The organism is Bradyrhizobium sp. LM2.9 (assembly GCF_054056555.1).
This window is the reverse complement of sequence record NZ_JBSRYJ010000002.1, coordinates 2361469-2380243: the sequence shown is the minus strand read 5'-3', so window position 1 is coordinate 2380243 and position 18775 is coordinate 2361469. Positions and strand designations below refer to the sequence as shown.

The following is an 18775-nucleotide window of genomic DNA, read 5'->3' as shown; positions in this document are numbered from 1 at the left end:
GCCGCCGCAATCGGCGGCGTCTAGTCAAGCACATGACTTCTGCTTTGGGTCATGAACGACAAAGCTCGAACTGAGCACCATAGGTCTGCTTTCGGGCAAATTGCCACCAATCCGCTCGGTAGCAGGCTGGGTTGATCCTGACCGCCGAGCCGTCATTCAAGCTCCCGATGAGGAGGCGAGTGCGGCTCGAACGACCGAGCTGGGCTTGAGCTTAGCGCTCGCCAGACATGCGATCGCCGCGTGATGATGTTCTGATCCTGTTTTGCCCGACCTGTCGAACGCCGCCGCAGCGAGGCTATCGATTGCCGGTCGAGCCTATCGTCTGATGCCGACCAGACGCGGGCGGCGGTTTGCGAGCGGGTTTTCGGCCGGCAGGGCGCGCAGCCATTCGCGGAAGCTGACGATCTCAGGGCAATCCGCCGTGCCTTCAGGCGCGATCAGCCAATCGCCCAAGCCGGATCCCGCATCGACCCGGTCGCAGCGATAGCCCGGATGGCGGCTGAGACCCCGGGCGATCAGCAGGTCGACCTTGCCCTCGACCAATTCGTGCAGGCCGGCGGGCTGGAGCACCCGCAAACCGATCTCCGCATGCGCGCCGCGAAACTCCGCCAATTCGAGGCGACGCAGGTCGAAACTGCCATGAACGCCCAACTGCAGCAGTACCGCACCCGCCGGTTTCAATTGCGAGGTCGCCTCCGCGATGTGGCGAAAGCCTTCGGAGACCCCGGGCAGATAGGCCTGACCGGCCGCGGTGAGGATGAGCTGCTTATGCAGCCGCTCGAACAGCTGCACGCCGAGGCGCGCCTCCAGCGCTTTCACCTGCTGCCCCACGGCGGCGGGCGTCACGTGCAGCTCGTAGCCGGCCAGCTTGAAGCTGAGATGGCGGGCAGCGGCTTCGAAGGCTCGGAGCGCGTTGAGGGGTGGAAGGGTGTAGGTCATCGTGCTCCACTTTGACACTGATGGGCCGCGGCCTTGCAATAGATTTTCTTGCGTTGAACCGCAGCAACAATGCTTTGCACGGCGGCGATGTCGCCGCATAGGGTCGGCCCGCAATCCGGAGAAACCTTATGCCGCCAGTTCACGTCGTCAGCCACAATCCCGCAACGGTCCATGCTCCCGCCGGTGGTTACAGCTTGGGAGTTGAATTGACGCAGCACCGCCGCCTCTTGTTCATCAGCGGCCAGGTGCCTGAGAGAACCGACGGCACCGTGCCCGACGGATTCGAGGCGCAATGCGAGCAGGCCTGGCGCAACGTGATGGAGGTGCTCGCCGCCGCAGGCCTTGGCGTCGAGCATCTGGTGAAGGTGACCACGTTCCTGACCGACCGCAATCAGGTCGTGACCAACCGCACCATTCGTTGCGCGGTGCTCGGGGAACACCAGCCCGCGCTGACGGTCGTGATCGTCGAGACCGTCGACAGCAAATGGCTGCTGGAGATCGAGGCGATCGCCGCGGAATGAAACCGACTTCGCGAATGAGCCAATCATATCGGGCATCCAAAGGCTGAAAACATGCATCCCTTCTACGAGGCGTATCGGAGCGCTATGGAAGCGGCCATGCGCCAGCGGCTCGACCTTGCCGATGCGATGTTGCGCGAGCGCGCGCATCTCACCGAGATCGACGGGATCAGGCAGGAGGTGATGGACGAATTCGAGATCGTGCTCACACAGATGCCCTATGTCGGCGGCGCGGCCAGTCGCATGAGCGATTTCTTCATGCGCCTTATGGGCTTCATGGCCATCAGTCGGGTACTGCGGCGGCGCGGCGTGCCGCTGCCTGTGATCGGCGAGATCGAGCGGGAAACCTACAAGGCGCAATTGCTGACCGCGCCTGAAGCGGAGCGTCTCGCCTCGGGGCGTCAATTCATGTCGCCGGAGAACCAGGCTTTGCTGCGCGAGCAGGCGGCCACAAGCATGACTGACAGCCATCAGAACGAGTTTCCGGAAGATTTCGCCTACGATTTCGTCGAGCCGGGTCCGGAAGACAATTTCGAGTTCGGGATCAACTACAAGGCCTGCGGCTTCTGCAAATTCGCGGCGCGGCATGGCGACAAGGACATTCTGCCGAACATCTGCGGCCTCGATTTCGTCGCCTACGCAGCGCGAGGCATCCGGCTGGAAAGGACACAGACGTTAGCGGGCGGTGCGAGCCACTGCAATTTCCGATTCTCGCGGCTCGCGCTGGAAGAGAAGTCGGACAGTTAAGCCGCGTTCTCATGCTCGGCGATCGAGGGGAGGCTGGATTGCCCTGCTGTCACATCGTCATTGCGAGCGAAGCGCGTAGCGAAGCAATCCAGAATCTTTCCGCGGCGGTAGTCTGGATTGCTTCGCTGCGCGTAACTGCCCAGGTCCGTTTGCTCGGTTAGGCGACGCTGAGTTTGTGGATGAGTTGTGTGGGGCATCGGGACAATGTTTCGAGCATGTTCCATCCGCGCTTTCGAGCGGTACCGATCAGGGTGCGAAGCGTGGCGAAATTGTCTGCGCCTTGTGAGGTGCGGAAGCCGGCAGAGATCTTCTGCCGCAATTTCATCATCCGAGCATCGCGCTCGGCCTCGTTGTTGGTAAACGGCACCGCCGAGTTGTGCAGAAACAGCAGCACCGCCTCTTTATGTAACTTGAGGCGCAACAGGAGATTATGGCCCGTGCGCCGTCTGATCCGCCCGCGCTTGATGTCGCGAGGCAGCGCGGGTAGCGCCTCGTGCCAGGCGATACCGGCGCGGATAATGCGGTCATAAAGTCGCTCGGCGGCGCGGATTCTGTTGGGACGCAGCGCGCCTGTCTGATCGGTTGGATGCTCTGACGCCAGATTGACCTCGTGGCACAGGCAGCGGAGCAACCCGCGCATGCGCCGGGCCCAGGCCTCGCCATCGATGTCCACCAGCGCCGTCAACTCGCGCAGGTGATGCGCATTGCACAGCGCATGCGTGACACCGGACATCTGAAAATAGGATGTCCAATGGTCGTGCACAACGATATGCGCCGCTTGCGTCAGCACCTCGCCGCGCCTGGGTGAGACGCGATAATGCACCAGCCCATTGATCCCGGCGGTGCCCGCGACATGCAGCCATTGCGGCGTGGCGCCCACCCAGAACCCGGTCTCATCCAAATGCTTGACCGGTGCCCGGCGGATTTGCTCGCAGACTGCCGCAGCGAAATCCTGCGTCCGGCTGGCAGCCCGGGCGATCATTTGTCCGATCGTGCCGGCCGAGATGGTCACGCCAAACAGATCGGAGAGGATTTGCCCGAGCCGATCTTCAGGCAGAAACTGTCCCGCCGACAGATAGGTCACCACAGCGGCCAACCGGACGCCATATTGCGCCGGCGCCCTTACCTCGGGTGGAAACGATCCTGTCGTGACCGCGCCACAGCCGCTGCATTTGCAACGATAGAGCTGATGCTCCGTGACGAGCAGCGGCGCCGGCGCCGGCAGATCGAACACCTGACGGCTGCCGACAAGTTCCAGCTGTTCACCCTCCAGCGCCATTCGGCAGCGCCCGCATCTGACAGGGCGATGCATGATCGTATGATCGACCCGTTCGGACCGCTTCAAGTGTTTGCCTGCATGGCCGGGCTGGCCGCCGGGCTTCTTCAACCCTCGCTCACGCAGGCTCTGTGTCCGGCGAGAAGCCTGGCCCGGTCCATCGCTCGAAGGCGGCTTGCTGCTATTGGAGCTGTCCAGACCAAGCCGACGCTCCAGATCGGCCACACGCACCGTCAGCAATGCGTTCTGCTGCTCCAACATCAGGTTGCGCTCCTGCAACTCCCCAATCAGGGCCAGCAGGGCGTCCACAGACAATGAGGAATTTGGCGGCGTCACCCATACCCTGACTCACAAACACATGTGGTCAGTCAAGAGAATACAAACGGCCACCTGGGCAGTTACCGCTGCGCTCGCAATGACGGAGCTTGGGCGTGACTCTGAGCCCACCGACGCCAAGCGCCACAATCACATCGTGCTCCTGTTTTGCCCGACGAGTCAAACGTCGGCGCGGTCGCAATCACGCAATTGCGAATTTTGTAAGCGGCTGAACTTCCTCACAGTTTCTACTGTGCATGGGGTTGTTTTCGCGCTTTTTGTTTTGATGGCTGTCTACTCCGCCGCCTTTTCCCTCAGCCGCTGCGCGTAGACGTTGATGATCAGGGCCAAGAGCAGGATCAGGCCGCGGATCAGGATCTTCAAAAAGCTGTCGATGTTGACGTGGTCGAGGCCGTTGTTGAGGACGCCGAGCACGAACAGGCCGACGATGGTGTTGCCGATGCCGCCGCGGCCGCCGAACAGGCTGGTGCCGCCGACGACGACGGCAGCGATGGAGTCGAGCAGGTAAGTGTCGAACTCGTTCTGCTGCGCGCTGCCGAAATGGGCGACACCGAGCATGCCGCCGATGCCGGAGCAGACCGCCGAGATCACCATCACGGCGCCGAGAATGAGCTTGACGTTGAGGCCGGCATATTCGGCGGCCTCGCGATTTCCCCCGACCATGTAGACGTAGCGGCCGAAGCGCGTGTAGGTCAGCACCAGATGGCCGCCGAGCAGCATGATCGCGGCGACGATGACGATCCAGGGAATGCCGCCGATCGATCCGGAGCCGAGCGTGGTGATCACGTCAGGCACCTTGTAGGCGATCTGGCCGCGCACCAGCAGCGCGGAGATGCCGGCCGCGATCTGCATCATCGCCAGGGTCATGATGAAGGAGGGGATGCCGATCACGGTCAGCCCCAGCGCATTGACGAGGCCGAGAGCCGCGCAGAGCAGAATGGCCAGCAGGATCGCCGCGGCGCCGGGGAGGGGAATGTTGGGAATGTTGACGTAGGATTCCTGGAGCGTGAAGTAGGCGACCGCGATGCCGGTGACGTTGGCGATGCTGGCGATCGAGAGGTCGATCTCCGCGCAGAGGATCACGAAGGTGAGGCCGACGGCGATGACGCCCGTGACCGACACCTGCGTCAGGATGTTGCCGAGATTGTCCAGCGTCGCGAAGGAGGGGCTGGCGAGGGCGAAGAAGCCGGACAGGAAAATCAGCGTCAGGAACGGCGCGATGTTGCGCATCTGCGAGCGCAGGAAGGGTGCTAACCCGCGCGCCCGTTGCCTCGCCGCCGGTGCCGTCTCACTGCTCGCCATGGTGCTTCTCCGTCACGCCGCTTCCAGCAGGCGGTCCTTGCTGACCGGCTCGTTCCTGAATTCCCGCACCAATGCGCCGCGCTTGAGCACGAGGATGCGGTCGGCCAGCGACAGCACCGTTTCCGGCTCGGTCGACAGCACGATGATCGCGAGCCCTTTGGCGCGGAGGTCGCGGACGATGTTGATGACGTCGTTCTTGGCGCCGACATCCATGCCGCGGGTCGGCTCGCACAGCACCAGCAGTTTTGGCGGATAGGTCAGCCATTTCGCCAGCGCGACCTTCTGCTGGTTGCCGCCGGAGAGCATGCCGAGATCGAGGCCGACCACCGGCGGCCTGATCTGCAGTTGCTCGACCTGACGCTGGGCGATATCGCGCTCCTGCGCCGGCTTGAGCAGCAGCGCCGAGATGCGATCGAGAATGCTGATCGAGATGTTCTTGTAGACCGGCTCCTGGTGGAACAGCATCGCGCGCCGGCTCTCCGGCACCAGCGCCACGCCCGCGCGCCGCGCCGCTGCCGTGCTGGCGAAGGTCTTGGGCTTGCCCTCGACGGCGGAGCGTGCCGGCATCCGGCTTCAGCTTGCCGAACAATATGCGCGACAGCTCCTGCTGGCCGCAGCCCATGAAGCCGTAGATTCCCAGCACTTCGCCGGCACGCGCCTCGAAGGAGATGTCCTTCAAGCTGCGGGCCAGCGACAGCTGATCGACCTTCAGGACCACCGAGCTGTCGCTCGGCCGCGGCAGCATCAGATCGTCGCTATAGCTGTGCTCGAGCGCTTCACCGCCGCGGCCGATCATGGCCTCGATCAGCGCGCCCTTGCTGGTCGCAGCGCTTGCCGTCTCCGCGACCTTTCGCCCGTTGCGGAACACGGTCACCGTGTCGGACACGCGCAAGATGTCCTCGATGAAATGCGAGATGAAGACGATTGCCGTGCCTTCCGCGCGCAGGCGCCGCAGCGTTGCGAACAGCCGTTCGACCTCGGGCGGGGAAAGAGCGGAGGTCGGCTCGTCCAGGATGACGATGCGCGCGCCGGAGAACAGCACGCGCGCGATCTCGATCAATTGCTGAAGCCCGATCGGGAGGTCGCCGAGCCTGCTCATCGGATCGACGTCGATGCCGAAGCGGGCGAGCTGTTCGCCGGCCTCGCGCGCCATGCGCCGCCATTGTACCAGGCCGAGCCGGTTGGTCGGCTGGTTGCCCAAAAACACGTTCTCGGCGACCGTGAGGTCGGGGGCGACAGATAGCTCCTGGTGCACCATGGCGATGCCGGCGGAGTGCGCATCGCGGGCCGAGCGGAAATGCGTCTCCTGTCCGTCGATCAGGAAGCGGCCGGAGAATTCGGTGTGCACGCCGGCGATGATCTTCATCAGCGTGCTTTTTCCCGCGCCGTTCTCGCCGACGAGACCATGGATCTCGCCGGGTGAGAGCGCAAAATCGACACCACGAAGCGCTTCGACGCCGCCGAAGCTCTTCGTGATGCCCTGCAATTCCAGGATGGGCTGGTGTCCCTCAGGCATGGAGGGTCAGATCAGGAAGTGATCCTCCATCCACTGCATGCCGGGTGCGTTGGCCTTGGTCACGACCGGACCGTCGGTGACGACGTTCTTGGGAATGCCCTGTCCACTCTTCTCCCCGCCGACCACGGCGGAGACGCCCGCGACGATCGCGCCGCCATGGATGCGGCAGGACGGATTGCGCACGGTGGCGAACATGCGGCCCTCGCTGACCGCCTGGATCGCCGGCGGCATCGCATCGACGCCGCCGATCAGGATATTGGTGCGGCCCCGCGCTTTCATGATGTTGGCGGCGGCAAGCGCCATGTCGTCATTGTGGAAGAACGCTGCGTCGATCTGCGGGTACTTGGTCAGATAGGTTTCCCAGAGACGTGCGGTCTTGGAGACGTCCCAATCTGCGGGCTGAGTATCGAGCACCTCGATGCCAGGGAATTGCTTCACGACATTGTTGAAGCCTTTGGCACGGCCCTGCGCGCCGGTATGGCCGAGGGCGCCCTGGGTCATGATGATCTTGCCCTTGCCGCCCATGGCGTTGCACAGCGCCTGCGTCACGGACGCGCCCATGAACTCGTTGTCGGGGGCGAGGAAAGAGTGGACGTTGATCTGGTCGAGAGGGGCAATCAGCGTGTCCATGTCGATCACGGGCGTGCCGGCGTCGATCATCTTCTGCACGGGCTGGGTGAGGGTGCCGATGCCAAAAGCCTGGATGGCGACGAAATCCCATTTCTGCGAGGCCATGTTGTCGATCGCCGCGCGCTGCTTCACCGCATCGAGCTGGCCGTCGAACCAGGTGACCTCGACGTTGAACAGCTTGCCCCAGAACTCCGCGGCCTGCTTGCCCTGCGCGCACCAGGTCGCCTGGAGGCCCGCATTGGAGAACGCCGCCTTCAGCGGCTTCTCGCTTCGTCCGACTTCGGCTGCAAGGGCGGGGTTTATGCCCATGCCGCCGAGGATGGCAGCCCCGGCGCCGGCGGTTGCCGCCGCTTGAAGAAGATCGCGCCTCGTCGTCGAGAAATCTTTCGTCCCGGACATCGCTCGCTCCCATATATTTATCGTCGGCGCGTCATTGATTGCGCGACCGATACGGAAAGTGTCTCACAAGAGTTGATGCCACTCAATCTGCAATCACGCGAGATCGCCGCAACCGGTGTTGGTGCAGCGCAAGCGTCAGGCCTGAACGGCGGCGAATGCGTCGATCTCGATGAGCAGTCGGTCCCAGGCCTGCGCGATATCCGGCGACCATTCATCGCCGAGCAACCCGCGCAGCGTATCCCTGATCACGGCAAAGAAGGCGATGAACAGCTCGCGCGGCGTGCCGTAGCCATCGTGCGAGGCGACCTCGCACGCGATCAGCCGGAAATGCCCGCGACGATCACCGGCGAAGTCGAGAATCGCCTCGATCGTCAGCGCGAGCATCGATCCCATCACGAGCTCGCTGCCTTGCGTGCGGAACATCGCCCGCGTTTCGGGATGTTCTTCGAACAGACGTTGATAGACGAGCGGCGTGAGATCCGCGCAGCGCAAGGCCGCGAGTTCAAAGCTCTGTTCGATCGGATTGGGAGAATTATTCATCGGCGCTGTGGCCATGCAGACAAAAAAAGAGCGGGGCCCTAGCCCCGCTCGAAAATTGTGTCGACCCTATTATCCCCGATTCTAAGATTTGATCTTGATTGGCGGGGCGACGCTGCGTTTTGCGCGTCAGGGGCTCCTCCCGAGACTTGGACCACCAGACTTCGACCTCACGGCCAGCCTGAGCAAGAGGGATGCTAGATCAACTTTTCTCACTTGTCATCATTTTCGGCAACGAATGTTCAAAATTCGAGCAATTAACGAAATGATCGGGCTTCCGGTCTTGTAAGCATATGACAAATATAAGAAATCTGTGGAGGGGGCAGGGTTGCGGGACTGCCTCGAATGCCGCAGATCGCCTCTCGTGGGGTGGCCCGACCACAGTTCTCCAGAAATTTGCGCTGGACCAAGAAGGCGGCGGAACCGGCCTCGACTTGGCTCTCCGCGCGGTGTTTAGTTGGTAGACGAACGAATGGTTCGGCGGATGCGCGCACGGCTGCAAAAATTCTTACCCCTGGTCCTGCTCGCTTTGGCGATGCAGGTGCTGGCGCCGATCGCCGCCTGTTTGGCGGCCGGCCAGGCCATGGCCAATCCGCTTTCTGCAGCCGTCATCTGCCACAGCCCGAGCGAGCGGGGCGGCCTGAGCGACCAGAACGGTGCAGCGGCCGCGCATGGTGGCGCCTGCGCGCTGTGTTGTCTGGCGCAGGTGGGCGCGTCACCCGATTCGCCGCCGCATGCCGCGCTCTCCATTCCCTTCCGCCACGCCGAGCGCGTGGTGTGGCACGTGGCGGATGTATCCGCCGTCGCCGTCTATAGGGACTCAAACGCCCAGGCACGCGCGCCGCCTCAGTTTTCCTGACGACCCAAGGTAACGCCGCGGCCCGTCCGCTGGCGATTGATGTTGTCATTGGCCGGCGATAGCTGCCGGCGTCAGGAATGCCCCATGTTACGTTGTCATGCCCGCCGTGGCGTGAGCCTCGTTGCCGTTCAGGCCGCGCTGCTTGCGTCGTCGAGCGGAGTCTTTGCTCAAAACAGCAATACCGTGCTTCCCGCGGTGACCGTTGAGGCGCCGCAGGCCGCCCGGCCCAAACCAGCGGTAACCCGGCCATCGCGACTACGCTCCGCTTCGGCGGGCCGCGCCGTGAGGCGTGTTACGCCAAACGCGAACGTCAGCGCACCGACCCAAGGCAGGACAGTGACTGCCCGTGCAGCCCGAGATGGTCTCAATCAGTCGCCTGCCGGACAGACCGCGACGACCATCGATCGCAGCCAGTTCGACAATCGCCCGTCGTTTTCGGTCAGCGACGTCTTGCGGGATAGTCCGGGCATCTCGATCAAGCAGGGGAATGGCCCCCGCGATTTCGGCATCTCGATTCGCGGCTCCAACGCCCGGAACGGCTTTGGCATCCGCAATCTCGTGATCTTCGACGACGGTTTTCCGGTGACGCAGCCGGACGGCCTGTCGCGGAAGCGACCTGATCGATCCCCATGCCTATGCTGCGATCGACGTGATCCGCGGCCCTTCGTCGGCGCTCTACGGCAATTACGCGACCGGCGGCGCGCTCAATTTCCGAACCCGGCCGGGCGGCACGATCGACGGCGTCGAGTATGGTGTCGACGGCGGCAGCTACGGTTATCTCAACAACTACCTGGCAGCCGGCAAGAAGGTCGGGAATTTCGAGAGCTCGCTGTTTGCAAGCGACACGCGGGGCGACGGCTACATCGGCAATAGCTGGTTCAACACGCAGACCGTCAATTTCCTCGGAACGCTGAAGGCGACGCCGGACGATCGCTTCACGGTCAAGATCATCAACAACGACCTCAGCGCGCGGCTGCCAATCCGACAATCGCTGAACCAGTACTATCAAAATCCCTTCCAGCAAGGCTGCGCGACCGGCGCCGCGGCCGCGGCCGGATGCGGTACGGTCACGCTGAACAACAACGGCTTCAACGCGACCGCCGGAACCGACAAGGAGACGGCCGTGCAGGCCGGGCTCGGCCGCAACGACCGCCGCACCATCGTCGGCGGCCGGTGGGAGCACGATTTTGACAACACCACGACCTGGCGCAACCAGTTCGTGTTCGACGACAGGAACATCAGTCAGCCGACCGGCACGACTAGCGCGATCGGCGACTTCCCGTCGTATAACTACATGAGCGATCTCACCAAGCGGGGCGAAATTCTCGGCCTGGAGTCGACCGCGTTCTTTGGCGCTTTCTACAACACCCTGACGGCGTCGAGCGACACCCGAAGCGTGATGCCGGGGGGCAATGCCACGCTTGGCAGGATCACGAACAATCTCTACAGCGAAACGTCGAACTACGGCGTGCGCGCGCGAGAGGAACTGAGGCTGACACCATCGCTGCTCGCCGTTGCCGGCATCGGCTGGGAGCAGACCGTCCTGAAGGGCATAAACACGGCCTACAGCTACACTGGTCCGACAGGCATCCTGGATCCTCTGAAGATTACGGCCGCGGACAGGCAGTTCCAGAATACGTCGCCCGAGCTGGCGTTGCTTTATACGGTCAACAGCGAATGGCTGCTCCGGGGACGGGTCGCGACGGGGTACGGCACTCCGCAGGTTTCGAACCTGTTCGTTTTGGCGAGCGGGCTGTCGGGCAACAATACCCAGCTCCAGACCCAGAAAAACCTGGGCTACGATCTCGGTTTCGATTGGACACCGAGCAACACGCTCAAGGTCAGCGCGACTGGGTTCTACGAATTTTTCCGCGACGAACTTGTATCGCAGGCAACTCCAGCCAATTCAGCCAACACAAGCTATACATTCAACGCGCCGCGCTCCGAACATCGCGGCATCGAGCTCGCGGCCGACTGGAAGTTCTATCCGGGCTGGCGGTTCATGGCGGCGTACACCTATCTCGATGAGGTCTACACCGAGTATGTGGAGAACATCACCAATGTCGCGGTGTTCAGCTTCAACCGGGCAGGCAACAAGATCCCCGGAATCTCGCCTAACGAGCTGACGGCCAGGATCGGCTACGACGAATTTGCGGGGCCACTGACGGGGCTGGGAGGTTTTGTCGAAGTCCAGTGGAAGGACTCCTTCTACATGGACAATGCAAATCTGCTGAAAGCGCCAGGTTATGAGCTGGTCAATGTGAACGTCCACTACAAGACCGATCTGGTGTCGGATACCTTCAGATCCCTCAACTTGTTTCTCGAAGTCAGGAACGTGTTCGATCGCACCTACGTTGCGTCGGCAAACAACATCGCCAACACGGTGACCGGGGCCGGCCTTCAAAATCCTGCGAGCGTGCTCGCAAACACAACGGGATCGATCTACGCGGGCTCGCCGCGCACGTTCGTTGCAGGTATGAAGGTGGCGTTTAGATGATCCGGACTCTTGAAGGGAGTAGGGCCATGATCCGAAGTGGCCTCCTCGGCATAGTCGCCCTTGCGTTCTTGCAAGGTACGGCGCTCGCGCAGATGCATACTCAGCATGCCTCCGAAGCGGCCTGTGAGGAGCCCACGTTGCGTTGCGCAACGAAGGCGACGCCTGCATTCGGCCCGGACGGAACGCTGTGGCTCGCCTGGATGGCGGGCGGGCAGGTTTCGGTTGCGAGTTCGCAGGATGCAGGGCGGAGTTTTTCGCCTCCCACCCAGGTCACGACGACGCGGTTCAACCTCGATTGGGGGCCGGATGCCCGGCCGAAGATCGTGGTCGATCGCAAGGGCGGCATCGCCCTCGCATTCTCGATCTTCAGGGACGAGGCATTCAACGGTCAGGTGCTCTGCACGCGCTCGGCCGATGGCGGGAGGAGCTTTGCGGAGCTGAAGCCGATCACCGCAAACAACGAGAGCCAGCGTTTTGAGGCGCTGGCGCTCGATCAGGATGGCACTGTCTTCGCGGCCTGGCTCGACAAGCGCAATCGCGTCCCGGCGAAGGAGGCGGGACGGAAGTACGAGGGCGCAGGGCTGTTCTTTGCGTCGTCGCGCGATGGCGGCGCCACCTACGCAGAGGCCAGTCTCGCGCGTGACAACACCTGCGAATGCTGCCGATTGGGGTTGACGTTCGCAGCACCGGGGCGGCCGGTCGTGATCTTCAGGAACATCTTCGAGGGCGGCGTGCGCGATCATGCTGTCATGACCTTCACCGACGTCTCGACGCCAGGTGAAATCCATCGGGTCAGCAATGACGACTGGCAGATCAATGCTTGCCCGCATCACGGGCCGAGCCTCACGGTTGCACCGAACGGGACCTATCACGTCGCCTGGTACACCAACGGGAAGGTGCGAAAGGGATTGTTCTACGCCCACTCGCGCGACGAAGGCCGCACGTTCTCTGCGCCCTTGGCGCTGGGGCGGCCTGATCGCAGTCCGACGCGCCCGTTCGTGCTTGCGGGCCCGGCGGGAACGGTGATGGTCTGGAAAGAGTTCGATGGCGAGAAGACCTCGGTGCAGATGACGATCTCGCACGACGATGGCGAGACGTGGTCGGCACCGAAAACGATATCGAGCACCACCGACACCTCCGACCACCCCTTGCTCGTTTCCAACGGCCGGCAGACCTACCTGTCATGGATGACGAAGGCGGATGGCTATCGGATTGCAGCAATCGAGGACCAGCCATGAGACGTCGATTTGCCGGCCTGCTGGGCCTGGGTCTCCTGATCGCCTCAGCGTCTGCGCCAGGGGCAGCCCCGGCTCTGAAACCGTTCGAGCGCGGCACGTGGCAAAGCGTGCTGAGGGGCCATGCGGGTCGCCCGACGCTCGTGCATTTCTGGGGCGTAACCTGCGGGCCCTGCAAGGTCGAGCTGCCGCTGCTCGGGCAGTTTGCGAAGGATCATCCTGGGATCGACGTCGTCACGATCAGCGCGGATCTCGTGCCGAACTTGCCGGCGGCGACGCAATCGATGCTCGACAGAGCGGGGCTGTCCTCGACCGAAAATTTCATCTTCAACGACGGCTTTGTCGAACGTTTGCGGTTCGAGATCGACCCCGGCTGGCAGGGCGACATTCCCCGGACAATGCTCATATCTCGCGATGGAGCCATTACGACGGTCGAAGGCTCGGCCGAGATAGCCGACCTCGAAAAATGGTCGGCGCAACAACTCTCCACACACTGAAAGTCAATCTGCAAACGGGAAGACCGATATGAAGACCATGTTGAAAGATGTGCTGTTCGCGGCGTTCGCTCTCGCGCTCTGCGCGGCGCCAGCGCTGGCCGACGACGTCAAGGCGGGCGATCTCGTCATCTCGCAGGCGTGGAGCCGGGCGACACCGGGCGGCGCCAAGGTCGCCGGCGGTTATCTGACCATCGAGAACAAGGGCATGACCGCCGACAAGCTGGTCAGCATTTCCGCCGATATCGCGGGGAAGGCTGAGGTTCATGAAATGGCGATGGATAACGGCGTGATGAAGATGCGCCTGCTCGACAAGGGCCTCGTGATTGATCCCGGCAAGACGGTGAAGTTCGCCCCCGGCGGCTACCACCTCATGCTTCAGGAGCTGAAGGGCCCCTTCAAGCAGGGCGACAAGGTGCCGGTGACGCTTCAGTTCGAGAAGGCCGGCAAAGTTGCCGTCTCCCTCGACGTCCAGGGCGTCGGCGCCCAGGCGCCCGGCGATAGCGGGCAGATGATGAAGAAAATGCCTGATCATTCGGGAATGAAGATGTGACGAGCATGATCCGGACCTTCGGGAGACCGAACATGTCGACGCGAATCTGGCTGATTTTTCTGAGTGCATTTGCGGCAACGCCGGCGACCGCGCACGTCTTTCTCGAAGCCAAGCAGGCGACTGTGGGGGGATCGTACAAAGCCGTCTTCGCCGTGCCGCACGGTTGCGCGGGCTCGCCGACGGTGAAGATCCGGGTGCAGATCCCCGAGGGCGTGATCGCGGTGAAGCCGATGCCGAAGGCCGGCTGGAACGTCGATGTCGTCGAGGGCAAATATGCCGGCGAATACGACTATCACGGCACCAAGCTCTCCTCCGGCGTCAAGGAGGTGACTTGGTCCGGCGGCAAGCTGCCGGACAAGAACTATGACGAGTTCGTCATGCACACGGCCCTGACCGACACGCTCAAGCCGAACACGATTCTGTACTTCCCCGTCGTCCAGGAATGCGAGACCGGCGTCAGCCGCTGGATCGAGATTCCAGCGGAGGGAGCGGGGCATTCGCGCGAGGGCAAGTCACCGGCGCCGGGCGTAAAACTCCTGCCAAAACCCTGATGCGCCTGCTCGCCGCGCTGCTCCTCTTTGTCGGCTTCGCGACCGGCGCCTCGGCGCACGCGGCCCTCGTCGCGGTCGAGCCGCCGAGCGGCAGCATGCTCGCGAGCGCGCCGAAGACGGTGGAGCTGCGCTTCAACGAGGCGGTGACGCCGGGCGCGATCCAACTGATCGACGGCGCGGGCAGGGCGCGGGGTGATGTGCGCGTCAGCGCATCGGGCGAGACGATCTCGATTGCGATGCCGGCGGACCTGCCGCAGGGCACGGCGGTCGTCAGCTATCGCGTGATCTCGCAGGATGGCCATCCCGTCGCGGGATCGGTGATCTTCTCGATCGGCCGGCCGACGGGGACGCAACCTCCGGCAAACGCGGATAGCGGATTGAACGTGCTGATCTGGCTGACGCGGGTCGGTCTCTATCTTGGCCTGTTCGTCGGCGCCGGCGGCGTGTTCTTTGCGCGCTGCGTTGCGTGGTCGATGACCGGCATGGCCGTGCCGCGCATAGCGCTCGCGATCGGCCTTCCGAGCGCGGTTGCGTCCCTTGGTGCGCTGGGTCTCGATCTTCTTGGGCTGCCGCTGGCGGCTCTCGCGACGGTTGCTCCCTGGAAAGTCGCATTTGAGACTAGCGCCGGCCCCGCGCTGCTTGTTGCCATCGCTGCGATGCTGTTCGCGTTAATGGCGCTGCGCGGTACGGGGTATGCACGCGCTCTTGCTCTCATCGCCTTCGTCGGCGTCGGTCTGTCGCTCGCCATGACCGGGCACGCTGCTACGGCACCGCCCGAGGCGCTCACGCGGCCTGCTATCTTCCTGCATGGCCTCGCCGTTGCCTTTTGGATTGGCGCGCTGGTCCCGCTCGCTGCACTTGTGTCGAAGTCGCCAGCCGCGGCATTGCCTGTCGTGAACCGCTTTTCCCACATCGCCGTCCCGGTCGTTGGCGTTCTCGCATTGACCGGCCTCGCGCTCGCCTTCGTCCAGCTTGAAAAGCTGTCTGCATTGGTCGAGACCCGCTACGGCCTGATCCTCTCGATCAAGCTGGCGCTGGTCCTGGTGCTGCTGGCGCTTGCCGCGCTCAACCGCTTTCGCCTGACCCCGGCGCTCCCCGGGGATCACAAGGCCGCGCCAGCCCTCAAGCGCTCGATCCTGTTCGAATGCGCCATCGCGCTCGGCATCTTTGCCGTCGTCGCGGGCTGGCGCTTCACGCCGCCGCCGCGGACGATCGTTCCGGAGACGCCGCTCGCCATCCACATTCACACCGACAAGGCGATGTTCCAAGTCCTGGTCTCGCCGGGTAAGGCCGGGCTCGACGATTTCGTGCTCCAGCTCATGACCGGCGACGCGACGCCGCTGACCGCCAAGGAAGCGACGTTGACCCTGAGCCTGCCTGAACGGGGCATCGAGCCGATGGAGCGGAACGCTTCGCTAGGACCCGATGGCTACTGGCACGTGCGCAAGGTCGAGCTTCCCTTTGCCGGCCGCTGGCATATGCGGATCGACGCGTTGGTGACCGATTTCGAGATGATCACGCTGGAGGACGAACTCGAGGTGGGGCGCCCTGAATCCGGCTCTTCGACAGTTCAAGCTGAACCTGAAGTCGACGGAAAAATGACAGGAATTCCGTTGCCTTAGCGGCTTTTCCTCATTCCCGGTCTTGTGTTTTGGCTCCCAATCCGGTTTCACTGCAAGCCGTCACCTGATTCCTCGAGTATTGCCATGCGGTTGTCGCGGTTCTTTCTGCCGATCCTGAAGGAAAATCCGAAAGAGGCGGAAATTGTCTCGCATCGGCTGATGCTGCGCGCCGGCATGATCCGACAGGAGGCCGCCGGCATCTATGCCTGGCTGCCGCTCGGCTTTCGTGTGCTGAAGAAGATCGAGCAGATCGTGCGCGAAGAGCAGGACCGCTCCGGTGCGCTGGAGCTGTTGATGCCGACACTCCAACTCGCCGACCTCTGGCGCGAGAGCGGCCGCTACGATGCTTACGGTCCGGAGATGCTGCGCATCGCCGACCGCCACAAGCGTGAGCTGCTGTACGGGCCGACCAACGAGGAAATGATCACCGAGATCTTCCGTGCCTATGTGAAGTCCTATAAGAGCCTGCCGCTCAATCTCTACCATATCCAATGGAAATTCCGCGACGAGCAGCGCCCGCGCTTCGGCGTGATGCGCGGCCGCGAGTTCCTGATGAAGGACGCTTATTCGTTCGACCTTAACGAGGCCGCGGCGCGCGTTGCCTACAACAAGATGTTCGTGGCGTATCTGCGCACCTTCGCGCGGATGGGGCTGAAGGCAATCCCGATGCGCGCCGAGACCGGCCCGATCGGCGGCGATCTCAGCCACGAGTTCATCGTGCTGGCCGAGACCGGCGAATCCGGCGTTTTCATCAATCGCGACGTGCTGGACCTGCCGGTGCCGGGCGAGGACGTCGACTATGAGAGCGATTTGACGCCGATCATCAAGCAATGGACCTCGGTCTATGCGGCCACGGAAGACGTTCACGACGCCGCGCGCTTTGAGCAGGAAGTGCCCGCGGACAAGCGGGTGAACACCCGCGGTATCGAGGTCGGGCAGATCTTCTATTTCGGCACGAAGTATTCCGACGCGATGAAGGCGCTGGTTGCGGGTCCCGACGGTGTCGACGTGCCGATCCACGGCGGCTCCTACGGCGTCGGCGTCTCCCGCCTGCTCGGCGCCATCATCGAGGCCTGCCATGACGATGCCGGCATCAAATGGCCCGAGGCCGTGGCCCCGTTCCGGGTGTCGATTCTCAACCTCAAGCAGGGCGATGCCGCGGTCGATGCGGCCTGCGAGAAGCTCTATGCGGAGCTTTCCGCCAAGGGCGTCGACGTGCTCTACGACGACACCGACCAGCGCGCCGGGGCCAAATTCGCCGCCGCCGACCTGATCGGGATCCCCTGGCAGATCATGATCGGGCCGAAGGGGCTCGCCGACGGCAAGATCGAGTTGAAGCGGCGTGCCGACGGCTCGCGCGAGAATATGTCGCCTGCGGACGTGGTTGCGCGCCTCGCCGGCTGAATAGTGTTCACCGCGCGGTAATGGGCCGGCAATCCGGCCACAATTGACCCCGAATCATGGGATTATCAACCGATGGATGAACCCATGACCAAGACTGTACAGACCGCGCCTTTTGCGCCATTCGAGTGGATGCTGTCGGCGCGCTATTTGCGGGCGCGCCGCAAGGAGGGATTCATCTCGGTCATTGCCGGGTTCTCCTTTCTCGGCATCATGCTGGGCGTGGCGACGCTGATCATCGTCATGGCCGTCATGAACGGCTTCCGCAAGGAACTGCTCGACAAGATCCTGGGGCTCAACGGCCACATCCTGGTCCAGCCGCTGGAATCGCCGCTGACCGACTGGAAGGACGTCGCCGACCGTCTCAGCCAGGTCCAGGGCATCCGGCTCGCCGCGCCCGTGGTGGACGGCCAGGCGCTGGCGTCATCGCCGTGGAACGCCTCGGGCGTCCTGGTGCGCGGCATCCGCTCCGACGACCTCAACAACCTCACCTCGATCGCCAAGAACATCAAGCAGGGCTCGCTCGAGGGTTTTGACGACGGGCAGGGGGTCGCGATCGGCCGGCGCCTCGCTGACCAGTTGTCGCTGCACGCCGGCGACAGCATCACGCTGGTGGCGCCGAAGGGCGCGGTCACCCCGATGGGCACGACACCGCGCATAAAACCGTACAAGATCGCCGCGGTGTTCGAGATCGGCATGTCCGAGTATGATCTCGGCTTCGTGTTCATGCCGCTCGCGGAGGCGCAGGCCTATTTCAACCGCAGCAACGACGTCACCTCGATCGAGGTCTTCACCACCAATCCAGATCAGATCGTAGCGTTTCGCCAGGCCGTGACGGAGGCGGCGGGCCGGCCGGTGTTCCTGGTCGACTGGCGCCAGCGCAACTCGACCTTCTTCAACGCGCTCCAGGTCGAGCGCAACGTGATGTTCCTGATCCTCACGATGATCGTGCTGGTCGCGGCGCTCAACATCGTCTCCGGCCTGATCATGCTGGTGAAGGACAAAGGCAGCGACATCGCGATCCTGCGCACGATGGGAGCCTCGCAAGGCTCGATCATGCGCATCTTCCTGATCACGGGCGCCTCGATCGGCGTGGTCGGTACGATGGTCGGCTTCTTCGTCGGGCTGGTGATCTGCCTCAACATCGAGTCGATCAGGCAATTCCTGTCCTGGCTGACCAGCACCGAGCTGTTTTCGCCAGAGCTCTATTTCCTGTCGAAGCTGCCCGCCGAGATCGACATCGGCGAGACCTCGGCCGTCGTCATCATGGCGCTGACGCTGTCGTTCCTGGCGACGCTGTATCCGTCCTGGCGGGCCGCACGCCTCGATCCCGTAGAAGCGCTGCGGTACGAGTGAGGGGCTG

At 63.2% G+C, this 18775-nt stretch carries 15 protein-coding genes and 2 pseudogenes; 11 read left to right on the top strand and 6 right to left on the bottom strand.

Annotated features, from left to right (window positions below; translation table 11 throughout):
• Window positions 1-315: 315 nt before the first annotated feature.
• A complete protein-coding gene (locus ACVWW3_RS12875) occupies window positions 316-939 on the bottom strand; it encodes a LysR family transcriptional regulator (RefSeq protein ID WP_456649691.1) in 624 nt (207 codons plus the stop codon).
• Window positions 940-1067: 128 nt separating this feature from the next.
• Here ACVWW3_RS12875 and ACVWW3_RS12870 point away from each other — a divergent pair, with 128 nt between their 5' ends.
• Window positions 1068-1460, top strand: coding sequence for a RidA family protein (locus ACVWW3_RS12870; protein ID WP_354049573.1), 393 nt, complete (start codon window positions 1068-1070; stop codon window positions 1458-1460).
• A 96-nt stretch (window positions 1461-1556) separates the two neighbouring features.
• Window positions 1557-2204, top strand: coding sequence for an L-2-amino-thiazoline-4-carboxylic acid hydrolase (locus tag ACVWW3_RS12865; protein WP_456649692.1), 648 nt, complete (start codon window positions 1557-1559; stop codon window positions 2202-2204).
• Window positions 2205-2361: 157 nt separating this feature from the next.
• Here the strand turns inward: ACVWW3_RS12865 and tnpC are convergent, their stop codons facing one another.
• The 5 genes and pseudogenes from tnpC to ACVWW3_RS12840 form a co-directional block, all read right to left on the bottom strand.
• A complete protein-coding gene (gene tnpC / locus ACVWW3_RS12860) occupies window positions 2362-3816 on the bottom strand; it encodes an IS66 family transposase (RefSeq protein ID WP_456647658.1) in 1455 nt (484 codons plus the stop codon).
• 273 nt (window positions 3817-4089) lie between these two features.
• Entirely contained in the window at window positions 4090-5118 is a 1029-nt protein-coding gene (locus ACVWW3_RS12855) for an ABC transporter permease (RefSeq protein WP_247447348.1), read from the bottom strand.
• Between the two features lie 12 nt (window positions 5119-5130).
• A pseudogene (locus ACVWW3_RS12850) lies at window positions 5131-6634 on the bottom strand (sugar ABC transporter ATP-binding protein).
• Window positions 6635-6640: 6 nt separating this feature from the next.
• Entirely contained in the window at window positions 6641-7663 is a 1023-nt protein-coding gene (locus ACVWW3_RS12845) for a sugar ABC transporter substrate-binding protein (RefSeq protein ID WP_247349284.1), read from the bottom strand.
• A gap of 135 nt (window positions 7664-7798) precedes the next feature.
• Window positions 7799-8203 carry a globin gene (locus ACVWW3_RS12840; protein WP_456649693.1) on the bottom strand — a complete coding sequence of 135 codons (405 nt, stop codon included), beginning with the start codon at window positions 8201-8203 and terminating at the stop codon, window positions 7799-7801.
• 481 nt (window positions 8204-8684) lie between these two features.
• Between ACVWW3_RS12840 and ACVWW3_RS12835 the strand changes: the two genes are divergently transcribed.
• The 9 genes and pseudogenes from ACVWW3_RS12835 to ACVWW3_RS12795 all read left to right on the top strand — a co-directional run bounded on the left by ACVWW3_RS12835 (window position 8685) and on the right by ACVWW3_RS12795 (window position 18768).
• Window positions 8685-9059 (top strand): DUF2946 family protein, encoded by a 375-nt coding sequence (locus ACVWW3_RS12835; RefSeq protein ID WP_456649694.1) that lies wholly within the window; start codon window positions 8685-8687, stop codon window positions 9057-9059.
• A gap of 84 nt (window positions 9060-9143) precedes the next feature.
• Window positions 9144-11556 (top strand): annotated as a pseudogene (locus tag ACVWW3_RS12830) (TonB-dependent receptor family protein).
• A 26-nt stretch (window positions 11557-11582) separates the two neighbouring features.
• Complete coding sequence (locus ACVWW3_RS12825; protein ID WP_456671980.1) at window positions 11583-12794, top strand: sialidase family protein; 1212 nt, start codon at window positions 11583-11585, stop codon at window positions 12792-12794.
• The gene (locus ACVWW3_RS12820; RefSeq protein WP_456649696.1) at window positions 12791-13288 is read left to right on the top strand and encodes a TlpA family protein disulfide reductase; all 498 of its coding nucleotides are present in this window, start codon (window positions 12791-12793) and stop codon (window positions 13286-13288) included. The genes ACVWW3_RS12825 and ACVWW3_RS12820 overlap by 4 nt, the downstream gene beginning before the upstream one ends.
• Window positions 13289-13316: 28 nt before the next feature.
• Entirely contained in the window at window positions 13317-13838 is a 522-nt protein-coding gene (locus ACVWW3_RS12815; protein ID WP_456649697.1) for a copper chaperone PCu(A)C, read from the top strand.
• A 32-nt stretch (window positions 13839-13870) separates the two neighbouring features.
• On the top strand, window positions 13871-14389 hold the full coding sequence (locus tag ACVWW3_RS12810; RefSeq protein WP_247447356.1) for a YcnI family copper-binding membrane protein: 519 nt from the start codon (window positions 13871-13873) through the stop codon (window positions 14387-14389).
• The gene (locus tag ACVWW3_RS12805) at window positions 14389-16011 is read left to right on the top strand and encodes a copper resistance CopC/CopD family protein (RefSeq protein ID WP_456649698.1); all 1623 of its coding nucleotides are present in this window, start codon (window positions 14389-14391) and stop codon (window positions 16009-16011) included. Before ACVWW3_RS12810 ends, ACVWW3_RS12805 begins: the two co-directional genes overlap by 1 nt.
• A gap of 84 nt (window positions 16012-16095) precedes the next feature.
• Window positions 16096-17415: a proline--tRNA ligase gene (gene proS, locus ACVWW3_RS12800; protein WP_247349275.1), complete on the top strand. Its 1320-nt coding sequence runs from the start codon at window positions 16096-16098 to the stop codon at window positions 17413-17415.
• Window positions 17416-17499: 84 nt separating this feature from the next.
• Window positions 17500-18768 (top strand): lipoprotein-releasing ABC transporter permease subunit, encoded by a 1269-nt coding sequence (locus tag ACVWW3_RS12795; RefSeq protein ID WP_456649699.1) that lies wholly within the window; start codon window positions 17500-17502, stop codon window positions 18766-18768.
• The last annotated feature ends 7 nt before the right edge of the window (window positions 18769-18775 follow it).

Coding starts and splice junctions, on each gene's coding strand:
- ACVWW3_RS12875 (WP_456649691.1), bottom strand. CDS start 939: ATGACCTACACCCTTCCACCCCTCAACGCGCTCCGAGCCTTCGAAGCC.
- ACVWW3_RS12870 (WP_354049573.1), top strand. CDS start 1,068: ATGCCGCCAGTTCACGTCGTCAGCCACAATCCCGCAACGGTCCATGCT.
- ACVWW3_RS12865 (WP_456649692.1), top strand. CDS start 1,557: ATGCGCCAGCGGCTCGACCTTGCCGATGCGATGTTGCGCGAGCGCGCG.
- ACVWW3_RS12855 (WP_247447348.1), bottom strand. CDS start 5,118: ATGGCGAGCAGTGAGACGGCACCGGCGGCGAGGCAACGGGCGCGCGGG.
- ACVWW3_RS12845 (WP_247349284.1), bottom strand. CDS start 7,663: ATGTCCGGGACGAAAGATTTCTCGACGACGAGGCGCGATCTTCTTCAA.
- ACVWW3_RS12840 (WP_456649693.1), bottom strand. CDS start 8,203: ATGAATAATTCTCCCAATCCGATCGAACAGAGCTTTGAACTCGCGGCC.
- ACVWW3_RS12835 (WP_456649694.1), top strand. CDS start 8,685: ATGCGCGCACGGCTGCAAAAATTCTTACCCCTGGTCCTGCTCGCTTTG.
- ACVWW3_RS12825 (WP_456671980.1), top strand. CDS start 11,583: ATGATCCGAAGTGGCCTCCTCGGCATAGTCGCCCTTGCGTTCTTGCAA.
- ACVWW3_RS12820 (WP_456649696.1), top strand. CDS start 12,791: ATGAGACGTCGATTTGCCGGCCTGCTGGGCCTGGGTCTCCTGATCGCC.
- ACVWW3_RS12815 (WP_456649697.1), top strand. CDS start 13,317: ATGAAGACCATGTTGAAAGATGTGCTGTTCGCGGCGTTCGCTCTCGCG.
- ACVWW3_RS12810 (WP_247447356.1), top strand. CDS start 13,871: ATGTCGACGCGAATCTGGCTGATTTTTCTGAGTGCATTTGCGGCAACG.
- ACVWW3_RS12805 (WP_456649698.1), top strand. CDS start 14,389: ATGCGCCTGCTCGCCGCGCTGCTCCTCTTTGTCGGCTTCGCGACCGGC.
- proS (WP_247349275.1), top strand. CDS start 16,096: ATGCGGTTGTCGCGGTTCTTTCTGCCGATCCTGAAGGAAAATCCGAAA.
- ACVWW3_RS12795 (WP_456649699.1), top strand. CDS start 17,500: ATGACCAAGACTGTACAGACCGCGCCTTTTGCGCCATTCGAGTGGATG.